Genomic DNA, 13,071 nt, shown 5'->3' on the forward strand with positions numbered 1-13,071 from the left:
GGTGACGAACGACGATCGTCCGGTCCTGGTCGTCACCAACCTCGACGACCCGACCGCGGACTTCGTGATCGCCGAGCTGCACGACCGGGGTGTCCCGGTCGTGCGGTTCGACTCAGGTGACTTCCCCGCCACCCTGTCGTGCTCGGCCGCCATCGGCGGCGACGGCGACAGCTGGCGGGGAAGCGTGCAGACCCCGAGCCGACGTGCCGACCTGGGCGCGGTGCGTTCCATGTACTACCGGCGCCCCTCCGGGTTCGCCTTCCCCCACCTCGACAAGCAGGACGAACGGCTCGCTGCGGCCCAGGCCCGCTACGGGCTCGGCGGCATCCTGACCTCCCTGCCCGGCTGCCTCTACGTCAACCACCCCAACCGCATCGGCGACGCCGAGTACAAGCCGGCCGGGCTCGCGGCAGCGGTGGCGGCCGGCTTCACGGTGCCGCCCACGCTCGTCACCAACGTTCCCGACGACGCACGGGCCTTCATCAGGGAGCACGGCCCGGCCATCTTCAAGCCGATCTCGGTCCCGCTCTACCTGGTCGACGGCAAGGCCCAGACCGTCCCCGTCACCGAGGTGACTGTCGACGAGATCGACGACTCCGTGACCGGCACCATGCATCTCTTCCAGAAGCGCGTGGACAAGGTCGCCGACATCCGGGTCACGGTGATCGGCGAGCAGATCTTCGCCGTGCGGATCGACTCCGGTCTCCTCGACTGGCGCACGGACTACGGCACGCACACCTACACGCCGCTTGCCGCGCCGCCCGCGGTGGAGCGGTCGATGCACGCCTATCTGAAGCACTTCGGGCTCGTCTTTGGGGCGTTCGACTTCGCTCTGACCGACTCCGGCGAGTGGAGCTTCATCGAGTGCAATCCTTCCGGGCAGTGGGCATGGATGGAGCCGCCGACCGGTCTGGGGATGACTGCGGCACTCGCCGATCTCCTGGAAGGAGGCATCCGTGGCCTGTGAGCCCGACTTGGAGACGGCCGCCGTCGATCTACGGCGTCGGCTCGCTCGGCAACTGGAGAAGGACGGCTGGCTGCGCTCGCCGCAGTGGCGGGATGCTGTGGAAGCCGTGCCCCGCCACAAGTTCATCCCGCGCTTTTACCGGGAGAGTGACGCCCCCGGCGTCACCACGTGGGAGCCGGTTACACGGGAGACGGTCGGCAAGGAGGAGTGGCTCCGGCTCGTCTACACCGACGAGACATGGATGACCCAGTTCGACGGCCACGACATCGACTGGGCCGACCCGAAACCGATCAGCAAGGCGGCCCCCACCTCGTCGTCGACGTTGCCGAGCCTCGTGGTCCGGATGCTCGAAGACCTCGACGTGCAGGACGGTATGAACGTGCTGGAAATCGGCACCGGAACCGGCTACTCGACCGCCCTGATGTGCCACCGGCTCGGCAGCGAGAACGTGACCTCGATCGAGACGGACGAGGGCGTGGCCCGCCGCGCCCGCGAAGCTCTCACCGGTTCCGGTCACACCCCTCACCTGGTGGTGGGGGACGGCCGCGTCGGCCACCGCGCCGGAGCCCCGTACGACCGGCTGATCGCCACATGCGGCTTCCGCAGCATCCCGCCCGCCTGGCTGGAACAGGTCCGGCCGGGCGGCATCATCCTCACCACCCTGCGCGGCTGGATGCGCTCCCTCGGCCTGGTCAAGCTCATCGTCACCGGGGACAGCGCGAGCGGCTGGTTCAGCGAGGACGACCCGAGCTTCATGATCGCCCGCCAGCAGGACGCGCCGGGGAGCTTCGGCAGGGTGCCGGGCCCCGACGACGGGACTGCGCGGAAAGCCACGTACGGGCCGGAGGCGCTCAGCACTTCAGGCCCGGCTTTCATGGCACAGCTCGCGGCGCCGGACGCCCGTTTCTTCTCCATGGCGGTCGACGCCGGCTCGGTCAGCACGTTTCTGTTGGACAGCGTCACCGATTCCTTCGCTGTTCTCACCCCCACGGACGGCGGTTGGCAGGTCCGCCAGGGCGGCCCCCGCCGCCTGTGGGATGCGGTCGAGGCGGCGGTGGGCACCTGGGAGGAGTACGGCGCACCGAACACCGCCGCCTTCGGTGTCACTGTCTCCCCCGACCGGCAGGTCGTCTGGCTCGGGAACCCGAACGGCCCGCAATGGCCGCTACCCTCCTGAGGCAGCCACCACCGACGCGAGGAACGCCAGGATGGACGACGAGCTGCTGAAGGACTGGGCGGAACGCCGTGACGCGAAGATCGGTCGCCTTCGTGCCGTGCCTGTTGTACCCGGCGGCGGGCCCAGGGCATCGCATCTGAATCCGGATGCGCCACGCGCCATCGAGCGCTGGAACGGGCACCTGTGGGAGCCGTACGGATTCGCCGCCAGCCTGGCCGAGGCCAAAGCCATCCTGTACCCGGAGAGCAACGAGCCGTCACCACTCCAAGGGCCGGTGCCGAAGCCGCTGGGCTCCGGCACCGGCAAACACCGCAAACCCCAGGCACCCAGGTCGGATGGCGGCCGGGCGCAAGGGTGATCAGCGCCGCCGCGCCTGCGGCTGCTGCGGAGCGGCGGGGTGCACCGCGGCATGCTGAGCATTGGGTGCCTGGGCTCGTGGGCCGGGTATGTGGCGTTCACCGAGGCGTTGGATGCGCCAGGTGAGGGTCCTGGCGGTGGAGCGAGCGTCGTCCAGTGCGCGCTGGCGGGCGGCGTGCTGGAGGAGCTGTCGGGGGTCGTGGCCGGCGGTCTCGGCTTGGGTGAGGGCGGCGGCCAGTGCCGGCCAGGCGGGGTCGTCGAGGATCCGCTCGGCGTGGTCGGGCAGGACGGTTCGTATGTGCTGGGCGTGGTGTTCCACGATGTGGGTGGGTGGCTTGCGCCGGGCCAGGGCGGCCAGTGGCTGAGCGGCTGCGTGCTCGTAGGCTGCTTGGAGGTGGATCAGGGTCTGTTGGGCGGCGGCGACTTGTTGGTCGTGGTGGCGGGTCTGGTGCCAGCGGGTGGTGGCGATGACGACCAGGACGGCGATGTCGAGGAACATCGCCAGTCCGCTCCCGTCACCGGTGACCGGTGCGGTGCGCAGTGCTCGTACGGCGCCGCGCAGGGCGCGGGCCTGGTCCTGCTGGGCGCGGATGCGGGAGCGGGAGGCGCGTTCGAACGCGAGGGCGGCCTGCTGGAGCTGTGCTCGCAGGTGGTCGGGGGCGAGGAGCGGCAGGACGTCGAGGGCCTCGGCGAAGGCCGCGATGTGTGCCTGGGCCACGGTGTCTTCGGCCTGGTCGAGGTGGTGGGGGATGCGTTCGGCCGCCGCGGTGGCCTGGTGCCAGGGGTTTGGCCTACGTCGGCTGCCCGGCTCTGTGGCTGGTGGGGGTTCGATGCCGGTCAGGCGCTCGCGGATTTTGGGGAAGGACAGGTCGGGGGCGAGTTGGGAGCCGGAGAACCAGACCGGCTCGCCTGCGGCGTTGGTGTCGCCTTCGACGGCGACCTTGTAGCCGCGTACGTCCCCGGAGGGGAAGTGCTGGACGTCGACGCGGACGCCGTCGACGCCGTCGAGCAGGTGGAGGAACTCTTCCGGGCTGGCGGCGATGGACACCAGCTGGCGGACGGTGGTGCGCAGCAGCTCGCGGGAGGTTGTCTGCCGGCCTTGGCGGCGGGCCTTCTCCTGCTCGGCGCGGGTGGGCCGCTTGGCGGCGGTGCGGTCCCCGCGGACCACACGGAAGAGGCCGTATTCCTTCTCGATGGCGGCGAGTTCGCGGTCGGCGGTGAGGTAGTCGTTCCAGTGGCGTGCGGTGCGCAGGTCCGCCCGGACCTTGGTGGCGGCGATGTGGATGTGGTCGGGGGCGTGGCGGACGGCGACCCAGCGGCAGCCGTCCGGATCGCCGGCGGGTGCGATGCCGGTGGCGGCGACGACGCGGCGGGCGATGTCGGCCCACTCCTCGTCGCTGAGGATGCGGTCTTCGGGGGCGGCGCGGATGGAGCAGTGCCATGTGTGCTTCTCGGGTGCGCGGCCGTGCCGCCGGGCCTGCTTGACGTGCAGGTCGAGGTCGGCCACCAGGAGCCTCTTCGTTGCGTCGAAGTCGTCGGCGCGGCCGGGGTCGGGGGCGAAACCGTCCCAGGAGGCCACCAGGTGCGGGTCGGTGTGGTCCTTGGCCTTCTTGGTGTCGAACAGGTAGCGGATCAGGCCGGCGGTGTCCTTGCCGCCGCTGATCTTCGCGATCATCGGGCCGCCTTGTGGCTGACGGCCTGGTTCGCAGCTGCCGCGATGTGGCGCACTGCAGCACCGACGGCGTCCAGAGTGCGGTCGGTCTGGGCGAGGAGGGCACTGTCCCCAGGGTGTGGATGGCCGCCGGAGTTGAGCTTCTTGGCGATCTGGTTGACGTTGCGGCCGATGGTGGCGACCTGCTCGCGCAGGGCGGTCAGCTCATCGATGTAGTCGTCCAGCTGAGTGCGTTGGCCGGGCACAGTGAGGTCACCTTCAACGTGGGCCAGGGTGACGGCGGCGACGTAGTGAGCGCCGCTCAGGTTCAGCGACGTGGCCTTGGCACGGATTGCGTCCCTCTCCTCAACGCTGTAACGGGCATCGACGCGCTTCTTGCGCCGGCCGCCTGGGTCGGGTTTGCGGCGTTGGGCGACTCGATGCAGAGCGGCTGCTTCGGCGGCGCGCGGCAGGGGCACGGCAACGGCGACGGGCTCGGCGTCAGAGTGTTGCTTCTCCTCCTCGGGCACCCCCTGGTGCCCGAGTGCCTCCGCCACCCCTGGGGCGGAGGCTTCCCCGTGGAACCGGCCTGTGGACGGTCCAGCGGGATACCTTGCTGCGCGGTTGTCTGGGGCGATGGGAGTCTCCTGCCGGTTGGTGTGTTCGTGGTGTCGGTCGTGCACGAGTGGTTCTCCAGGGGGTGTTCGGAAGGGGAGCTGAGCCGCCGTGGCGCCGACCGACGGCAGAGGAGGGCCGTGGCCGGAGCAATTCGGCGGCTGTGGGAGGGGATCTGGACAGGGGAACCGAGGTCGGCGCTGTCGGGTTCGGGGCTATGGCTGCAGAGAGCGCAACGGGGACCGGTCCCCACAGCGCTGCGGTGCACGGTCCCCAAACGCTTGGGGACGGGGATCGCGACGCTCATCGGGGACGGTCCCCCTGACGCATCGTCAACGGGACGGTCCCCTTGACAGGTCGTCACCGGGACCGTCCCGTTCCCTGCACGGTTGCGGTCCCCGAGGGGGACTCGAACGGGCTGGTGCGGGGACGGTCACCGTCCCTGGGACGCTCTGGGGACGGGCACGAAACGACCTCTGAGCTGCGGTTTCCTCGGGGACTGGTCCCCTCTCGGTCCCCGGTGCGTCGTCGTCATGGTCCCCGCGATGCGATCCCCGTGCGCCACCGTCCCCGCCATGAGGTGATCGTGATCTCGGGACCGTCGGGGACCGAGGTTCGGTCCCCGATCTTCGCGGGCTCGGTCCCCGGGACGCGGTCGTCAGGATCTCCACGTCGATCGCGTACGGCTCGTCCGGGACCGCTCGGTCGTAGGACGGCGCAGCTGCCGCGAGGAGCGAGGCCGGGCTGCGTCATGCAGCTCGTTGTCGGTCTAGCCGGGCGGTGGCGAGATCGATGCGCGACGGGTGGGGAGCCGCCCGTACGGTGTTGCCCCTGGCGGTGCCGTCAGGGTTCGTCCGCCGTTGACGGCACGGCGCACCCGCAGGTGCGTGGCACCACTCGCACCGGACGCTGAGCGCGTCGGGGACGCCGCTGGTGCCGGCAGCTTCGCGCGCGGCGCGGGTCGGACGGTAGCGGGTCAGCTCGGCGCGGACGGCCGGCGGGATGCACGATCCGATCTCGCGCAGGCGCTCCTCGATGTCGCGGGACCGGTCACCGCTGGTGATCTGCTCGTGCGTCGAGGGGGCGGCAAGACCCGCGGCGACAGCGTTGCGGGACCGGAGCAGCTCGGCTCGCCAGGCGGCCGGATCGTCCGGGTCGGCAGCCGGTGTGGGGTCGGTGTGCCGGTCGAGGCGGTCGCGTCGGTGGGCACGCCACTTGCGGGCGACGTCCACCGGGAGGATCGGGTACGGAGAGTCGAGGACGTGGGACCGTATCGCCTCGCGGACGTCCCATCCGTGGTCGGTGGCGAAGGGCACGTCGTCGAGCAGCTCCTGCCACTGGGCGATCTGGTCACGGGCCTCGCCCGTGCCGGTGCGGATGGTGCGGGGGTCCAGGCGTCCGATGTAGGCGAGGACGGCGGCGATTTCGTTGCGCTCCAGGGGTGGTTACTCCTTACGATCCGGTCGGTTCGTCGAGGGCGGCGAGCAGGGCGGCCATGTGCGCCTCGGAGCGCGTCATGCCGGTGGTCGAGGTGGGCGTGCCGCCGGGCAGGGCGTAGAGGTTGGGGCGGCCAGGGGCGGGGGTGCGCTCGCGGGCGATCCACGCGCGCCAGTCGGCAGCCCAGGCGGCGGCGGTGCGGGGGTCCCAGGTGGCCCGGTAGGTGCGCCACTTCTCGTCGGCGGCGTGGAGGGCATGCTCGCCGAGTCGGTCGAGGTGGCCGTGGTCCTGCAGCCAGGCCCGGGCGTCGTCGTCGATCTGCCAGTCGGTGGCTGGGATGAGCGGGGCAGAGCTGCTGCTGTTACTTCCGTTCACCTTCGGTTCTCTTCTGTTCTGGGGGTCGGAATCCGCACCCCCTGAGGGTCTGAATCCGACCCCCCTGGGGGTCACATTCCGTACCGGGGGATCAGATTCCGGCCCCCCGTCGAAGGCGTCGGCAGGGTCGGATTCCGGTCCCCCAGGGGTCGGATTCTGACGCCCCGGGAGGGGCAGATCCTGATCCCCCTCGGCAGCCTGTTCGGCGAGGAACCGGGCAGCGTCCGGCAGGTGGTAGTACGTCTCTCCCCGTGGCCCCTTGCGTCCGGGGAGCGGGACCAGTTCCCCGCCGGCGATCAGCTTGGCCAGTGCGTCACGCACCGCGGTGCGGGAGGCGTTCGCGCGCTTCATGAGGGTGGGCACGGACGCGTACGCGATGCAGCGCCGGTCGATGCACCGGTCGGCGATCAGAGCGAGGACCAGGCGGGCGGTGCCTTTGCTGTGGCTGTGGTTCCACACCCATTCGCGGGCGTCGTGGCTCATGGGGTGGCGGCTCCTAGGTGAGGGCGGGGAGGTGCTGGCAGCCCTCGGCGGGCGGTGCACAGGGAGAGGGGCGGCACACAGCCCCGCTCCGAAGGCGCGGGGGAGGGCTGGTGGCGTCGTATGGCCAAGACAGCCACACCCATGCCGCACAAGTCCAGCATTCCGCCGGGAAATCAGACAGCTGACGGCGAACACTTACGGCGAGCAAGGGACCAAAACTATAAACCCGAATCAGCGGTTGCCGAAATAATGCCCCGTCAGATGAAGCCAGAAGCATCACATCGAGAACCCGTTGACTCCCGCTGCGAGCGCAAGCTACAACACAACACCCCACGTCAGAGCACATATCCGGGCTGACGAAGGCACCGCCAACCGGATACTCGAAACCCAGCCCGCAGGTACGTTCCGGCCGCTGAGCCGGGCGCAACATAGCCGACGATCGCCGGTTAACCAAACCGGCGATCCGGAGCTACAAATGGAGCTATGGCAGCACGATCCCTGGAAATCGGTCCGGCCGGAATACGGACCGCCCGCACCATCGAAATCCTCCGCACCGAACGCGGCCTCGCCCAGCGCGAGCTCGCCGCCCGCGTCACCGCTTTCGGCCGTCCGATGACCAACACGATGCTGTCCCGCATCGAACGCGCCCAACGCCGCTGCGACATCGACGACCTCGTCGCCCTCGCTCAGGCCCTCCGGGTCTCGCCCCTGGCACTTCTCCACGGGGTTCAAGCCGCGTAGGCCCGCCTCCACTGGCCCGGACTGCTGCCGCCCCGAACCGCTTCCCCGAGTAAAGGACGCATCGCCCTTGCGCCGACCTGCAATACCCCCTGCCTACCCCCGCTCTCAGTGCACCGCGAAGGAGGTGAATGTGAATGGCTGACCGCCTCCTGACCGTGGCCGAAGCCGGCGAGCTGCTCGGCACCGGCGAGCGCTTCGTCCGCCGCCTCATCGCCGAGCGCCGTATTCGCTACGTCAAGCTGGGCCGCCCGGTGCGCATCCCCGAGAGCGCGGTGGCCGAGTACGTCGAAGCGCGCACCGTCGAGCCGGTCCGCCGCAGCCGTGCCCGCTACGGGAAGGCGGCCTGATGGCGGGACGCAAGCCGCAGCGGCGGCGCGAGTTCGGCACGGTCCGCAAGCTCCCCTCGGGCCGGTGGCAGGCCCGCTACATCGGCCCCGACGGCCAGCGGTACACCGCACCGGAGACGTTCGAGACCAGGTCCGACGCCCAGGACTGGCTCAACCTCGTCCGCGCCGACATCGAGCGCAACACCTGGCACAACCCGGATGCAGGCGCGCTCAACTTCGAGAAGTACGCCCTGCGTTGGATGGAGGAGCGTGGCCTGGCCGCGACCACGGTCGACCGGTACGGGGGTCTGCTGCGCGGGCACATCCTGCCGACCTTCGGCGGCAAGGACCTGGACGAGATCACCCCGCCCTCTGTCCGCACGTGGCGAGCCGAGCGCCTGAAGGCGACCGGCCCCACCACGGTCGCCAAGTCGTACCGCCTACTGAAGGGCATCCTGCAGACGGCAGTCGACGACGACCTCCTCCGAACCAACCCGTGCCGCATCAAGGGCGCCGGCAAGGAGGAGGCCGACGAGCGCCCCACCGCCACCATCGCGCAGGTCTTCGACCTCGCCGACGCCATGGGCCCACGCTGGCGCCTGATGGTCCTGCTCGGCGCCTTCGCCTCCCTCCGCCCGGAGGAGCTGGCCGAACTGCGCCGTCACAGTGTCGATCTCGACGAATGCTCCCTGCGCATCACGCAGGCGTCTCCGGAGCTGACGAACGGACGACGAGTCACAGGCGACCCCAAGTCCCGCGCGGGCAAACGCAGCGTGTACCTGCCCGACTTCCTGCTCCCCGAGCTCCGCCGCCACCTCCGGTGGTTCGCCGAGAAGGACCGGGACGGCCTGATCTTCGTCGGCGAGAAGGGCGCCCCCTTCCGCCGCTCGACCTTCGGCCGCAAGTGGCGCAAGGCGCGCACCAAGGTCGGTATGCCGGACAACTTCCGCTTCTACGACCTCCGCCACACCGGCAACACCCTCGCCGCCGACACGGGTGCCAAGCTGAAGGATCTGATGGTCCGCGCCGGCCAGTCCTCGGAGCGGGCCCAGCTGATCTATCAGCACTCGACGGCGAAGCACCAGCGCAAGCTCGCCCAGGGAATTGACGCCGAAGTGCGGCAGCAGCTCGGCGAGTCAGCTGCTGGCCGACGGCGCTCCCAGGAGGCATGACGACGTCTGGACCGCGGCCCGGCCGGATCCTTTCTGGCCGAGCCCGGCCGCCTGCCTCGCCCAGTAACGGCCTCTACAGAACCGTGCGCCCCTCGTGCCCCCTTGAGGGACGGCCGTGATTGAGATCAGCTTTCCCCGTATGTGCTGTCAGCGGAGCTGCGGTCGGCCAAGGACGACCAAGTGGAGGGGGAGCAATGGCAATCAAGTTGGTGTTCGTCTCGCCTACGCAGACGGAGCTGATCGACAAGGCGGTGGCGCTCGGCGATCGCTACACCAAGACCCTGGGACTGCTGACGCCGCCTGCTTACCGCAAACACGCGGAGGACGGTGGCCTGCTGGTAGCCGTGGAAGCGGATGAGGTGATCGGGTACGCACTGTTCGGGCTGCCGAAGAGGAGCGCGCACATACGCCTTGCCCACCTGTGCGTGGCGGAAGAGCAGCGCGGCAGGGGTATAGCGCGCATGCTGGTTGACGAGATCAAGGGGCGGTACCCACAGCGGCTCGGCATCAAGGCCAAGTGCCGGCGGGACTACGACCTCAGCGCAATGTGGCGAAGCCTGGGCTTTGTGCCGCACGGCGAAGTCCGAGGGCGCGGTCGGGACGGCGAAATCCTCGACGGATGGTGGCTGGACCTCGGGCATCCGGACCTGTTCGCCGAAGTGGAGAGCGACGCGCTGCTGGTGGTGACGGTCGACCACGGTGTATTCACCGATCTGCGCGGACTCGCCGACACGGACGAGGCTGAGCAGTCCCGCGCGCTGGAAGCAGGCTGGATGACGGATCTGGTTGAGCTCGCCTACACGCCTCAGCTGGTCCACGAGATCCGGGACCTCGTGGACACGGCCGAGCGTCAGCACCAGCGGGCGGCCCTCACCGGCCTGCGCAAGCTGTCCCCCATCCCGGCCGCTGTGGAGGAGCGAAGCGCTGAGCTGCTCCAGGCTGCCACGCAGGCGCTGCCGGACCTTGCCGTCGACGCAGAGCTACGGCGCTGTTTGCAGTACATAGCCGAGACGTCGTGCGCCGGATTGCAAGTCCTGGCGACGCGAGACCCGTTGCTCGCACGCTTGGCCGACGTAGCGTGGGAGGTTGCCCGCGTCCGCGTCGTGTCACCGGCCACGGTCACTCTGCACGTGGACGAGCTGCGACAGGCCCAAATGTACCGTCCCGCCGATCTGATGGGCACAGAGTTCAGGTCCAGTGAGGTGGCGCCGGGCGCGGAGGACGAACTGGTCGCGTTCTTCCACCAGTCGGGTCACGACGACGGCTCGGCCTTTGCCGAGCGGCTGCGCTCCCTGAACGAGGGAACGGTCGCATGGCACCGCGAGCTGCTGCGTGACGGCGAGGGCCGCCCCGTCGCCCTTTATGCATGGGCCCTGGACGGACGCACCCTGATCGTCCCCGTCCTCCGCACGGCCGACCACCCACTGGAAGAGACACTGGCCCGGCAACTCCTCTTCCTTCTCAAGCGCCTCGGGCGCGACTACGGCGCAGAGATCATCCGCATCAGCGATCCCCACCCCTCCGAGGCCGCCAAGGCCGCGGCAGGGGACGACGGGTACTTCGAGCACGACGGCAGACTCGTCTCCCTCCTGGTGAACGTATGCGGGACGGCCGCCGAGGTAGAGGCCGTGGCCGGTGGGCTCGCCCGCGAGCTGACCGTGGAGACGACCACGCTCCGGGCTGGAATGCCGGCCGAGGTGGCCGCAGTAGTGGAGCGAGCATGGTGGCCGGCGAAGGTCATCGACTCCGAGCTGCCGTCCTTCCTGCTGCCTATCAAGCCCCGCTGGTCGACCGAGCTGTTCAATGTCCCCGCCATGCTTGTCCCGCGGAGTGACGTCCTGGGCATCAGCCGGGAGCACGTCTACTACCGCTCCTCCGGTCGTCGCGGGGAGAGTGTCCCCGCGCGCCTGCTCTGGTACGTCAGCGAGGGCAAGTCCGCAGTCGAAGGCCAAATGGTGGTGGGCAGTTCGCGACTCGACGAGGTGCTCATCGACACACCGGACACCCTCTTCTCGAAATTCGAACACCTGGGTGTATATGGTCGGGCTGAGGTTCAAGAAGCCGCTGATGCCTCCGGCCGTGCCATGGCGCTGAGGTTCTCGGACACCGAGATCTTCCCCAAGCCGGTGACGCTGCGGCGATTGACCTCGCTGGCCAGGGACCTGGGACTACCGTGGTCGTCGAACTCGCTGATCTCGCTGTCGAAGATCAGCAACGAGCTGTTCCAGGCGATCTACAAAGAGGGGCACCGAACGACGTGAGCGATCCGGAACGCGCGATGCTGCTGTCCGTCCACCCGCGCTTCGCCACCGCGATCCTGGCCGGCAGCAAGACGGTGGAGGTCCGCCGCCAACGCGTCGCCGCGCCTCCCGGAACGCCAGTCCTCCTCTACGCGACCGCGCCCACCATGGCCCTGGTGGGCATGGCGCGCATCGCCTCAGTCCACGTGGCTTCCCCCAGGGAGGTCTGGTCGGCGCATCGCGCCCAGACAGGGATCACCCGACGCGAGTACGACGCCTACATGAGCGGCGCTGCCCAGGCCAGCGGTCTCACGCTGGAAGAGCCCGTGTCTTTCGACGAACCCGTGCCGCTCAGTGCGCTGCGCGCCACGGGCGCCTTCCATCCTCCGCAGAGCTACCGCTACATGAAGAGCGACGATCTCCGGCAGGTGGCCGAAGCCGGCCCTGTTGTGGGCACTGCCCTTCGACAGGCGCTGGGTGGCCTGGTGCCCGCGTAGGGAGAGCAGGTGAACGATACGGCGTGGTCATCCGCGCCGATCGGTCGACTCACCTGGGTCAGGCGAAGAGCAACGTCGCCCACTGGCTCCCAGGAACGACGCCGCCGTGATGGGAGCACGCTCCCTGCTGTCCGATGGACGTTGAGGGCCATCCGTCCAGGCAGTGCGCGGGCGCGGGCATCACCACGCGGCTGACTTCTGAAGGCGCCTGCCGTATACGGGAGGCTTGGTCTATGTAGAGATCGCTGAAGCACTCCCGGTGATCGAGTACGACTTGCGCGGCCTGCCCGGCGAGGTCGCGCTTTTCGCTGTACGCCGCCGCGATGTCCGACTCTGTGGCCGACGTGGCGTCGATGTCTCCGAGGCTGTCAGGGAAATCGGGGCCGAGTTGCAGGTGGACAACGCTCGGGTCGATGGCCGGCACGAGAGGAACCCGTACTGCCTGCGCTCTGTCGCTCAACCTGCGTGCCTCGGTTCGGAGCGGCTTGCATGTGGCCTCGTGCTGGTCGTCAGTCCAGGAGTCCCAGGCGCAGGAGCCCAGGCCGACCAACAGGGCGAGGGTGACGACGCCGAGGCCGACGCGCATCCTCTGCCGTTCTCGCTCGGCTCGTAGTCTTGCCCTCTCGGCTTGGGCTTCTGCCTCCGCCTTTGCCGCTTCGCGCTCGCCCCGTGTCGCGTGATGGCGGCAGCCCCGGCCGATCTCTTGGGGGAGCTTGCACGGCGTCCCCTTCTGCGTGGGGCGCCCGCACCGCGGCGATGGTCGGCGTCTTCGAGAGCGGCTGTACCTGGGGGGCATGCCGCGCATTGTTGACCACTGGCCCGCATGGCCGAGGCCGAATGGTCGAAGCAAGGCTTGCACAGTCGTGGCCCGGCGCCATTCTGCAAGTCGCCCTTTGCGATAGTGACTTGTCCGCCATTTGCTCAACCTGTGACCGGGATCACGCAAAACGCGTCTTACTATTCGAGACATTCCGGCGCTACTGGGGTCGAGCTGGCCCTCCAGGGCCCTCTGGGTGGCCGTTTGGCCTGCACT

Annotated in this window: 13 protein-coding genes; 8 read left to right on the plus strand and 5 right to left on the minus strand. The window is 69.4% G+C overall.

All coding sequences use genetic code 11. The features are described 5' to 3' along the window. Position 1 precedes the first annotated feature (1 nt). The 3 genes from tgmB to ACYUED_RS23650 are packed head-to-tail and all read left to right on the plus strand — an operon-like array spanning position 2 to position 2,502. A complete protein-coding gene (gene tgmB / locus ACYUED_RS23640) occupies positions 2-967 on the plus strand; it encodes an ATP-grasp ribosomal peptide maturase (RefSeq protein WP_491284745.1) in 966 nt (321 codons plus the stop codon). After that, a complete protein-coding gene (gene tgmC, locus ACYUED_RS23645; protein WP_491284747.1) occupies positions 957-2,144 on the plus strand; it encodes an ATP-grasp peptide maturase system methyltransferase in 1,188 nt (395 codons plus the stop codon). Before tgmB ends, tgmC begins: the two co-directional genes overlap by 11 nt. A 31-nt stretch (positions 2,145-2,175) precedes the next feature. After that, positions 2,176-2,502 (plus strand): DUF6087 family protein, encoded by a 327-nt coding sequence (locus ACYUED_RS23650; RefSeq protein WP_491284749.1) that lies wholly within the window; start codon positions 2,176-2,178, stop codon positions 2,500-2,502. Here the strand turns inward: ACYUED_RS23650 and ACYUED_RS23655 are convergent, their stop codons facing one another. The 4 genes from ACYUED_RS23655 to ACYUED_RS23670 form a co-directional block, all read right to left on the minus strand. Then, positions 2,503-4,176: a relaxase/mobilization nuclease domain-containing protein gene (locus ACYUED_RS23655; protein ID WP_491284751.1), complete on the minus strand. Its 1,674-nt coding sequence runs from the start codon at positions 4,174-4,176 to the stop codon at positions 2,503-2,505. Then, positions 4,173-4,709: a plasmid mobilization protein gene (locus tag ACYUED_RS23660; RefSeq protein ID WP_372500145.1), complete on the minus strand. Its 537-nt coding sequence runs from the start codon at positions 4,707-4,709 to the stop codon at positions 4,173-4,175. Before ACYUED_RS23660 ends, ACYUED_RS23655 begins: the two co-directional genes overlap by 4 nt. An 807-nt stretch (positions 4,710-5,516) precedes the next feature. After that, entirely contained in the window at positions 5,517-6,206 is a 690-nt protein-coding gene (locus tag ACYUED_RS23665) for a zinc finger domain-containing protein (RefSeq protein WP_491294397.1), read from the minus strand. 13 nt (positions 6,207-6,219) lie between these two features. Further along, entirely contained in the window at positions 6,220-7,062 is an 843-nt protein-coding gene (locus tag ACYUED_RS23670; RefSeq protein WP_491284754.1) for a helix-turn-helix domain-containing protein, read from the minus strand. A gap of 483 nt (positions 7,063-7,545) precedes the next feature. On the opposite strand from ACYUED_RS23670, the gene ACYUED_RS23675 reads away from it, so the two are divergent. The 5 genes from ACYUED_RS23675 to ACYUED_RS23695 all read left to right on the plus strand — a co-directional run bounded on the left by ACYUED_RS23675 (position 7,546) and on the right by ACYUED_RS23695 (position 12,038). Next, a complete protein-coding gene (locus ACYUED_RS23675; protein WP_491284756.1) occupies positions 7,546-7,803 on the plus strand; it encodes a helix-turn-helix domain-containing protein in 258 nt (85 codons plus the stop codon). 134 nt (positions 7,804-7,937) lie between these two features. After that, positions 7,938-8,150: a helix-turn-helix domain-containing protein gene (locus ACYUED_RS23680; RefSeq protein WP_249836078.1), complete on the plus strand. Its 213-nt coding sequence runs from the start codon at positions 7,938-7,940 to the stop codon at positions 8,148-8,150. Further along, on the plus strand, positions 8,150-9,301 hold the full coding sequence (locus tag ACYUED_RS23685) for a tyrosine-type recombinase/integrase (RefSeq protein WP_491284758.1): 1,152 nt from the start codon (positions 8,150-8,152) through the stop codon (positions 9,299-9,301). The genes ACYUED_RS23680 and ACYUED_RS23685 overlap by 1 nt, the downstream gene beginning before the upstream one ends. Positions 9,302-9,495: 194 nt before the next feature. Continuing rightward, positions 9,496-11,562, plus strand: coding sequence for a GNAT family N-acetyltransferase (locus ACYUED_RS23690; RefSeq protein ID WP_491284760.1), 2,067 nt, complete (start codon positions 9,496-9,498; stop codon positions 11,560-11,562). Beyond that, positions 11,559-12,038 carry an ASCH domain-containing protein gene (locus tag ACYUED_RS23695; RefSeq protein ID WP_491284762.1) on the plus strand — a complete coding sequence of 160 codons (480 nt, stop codon included), beginning with the start codon at positions 11,559-11,561 and terminating at the stop codon, positions 12,036-12,038. Before ACYUED_RS23690 ends, ACYUED_RS23695 begins: the two co-directional genes overlap by 4 nt. Before the next feature lie 58 nt (positions 12,039-12,096). Here ACYUED_RS23695 and ACYUED_RS23700 read toward each other — a convergent pair whose 3' ends face one another. After that, positions 12,097-12,624: a DUF3761 domain-containing protein gene (locus ACYUED_RS23700; protein ID WP_491284764.1), complete on the minus strand. Its 528-nt coding sequence runs from the start codon at positions 12,622-12,624 to the stop codon at positions 12,097-12,099. Positions 12,625-13,071: the final 447 nt, after the last annotated feature.

The organism is Streptomyces sp. DF42 (assembly GCF_058267695.1).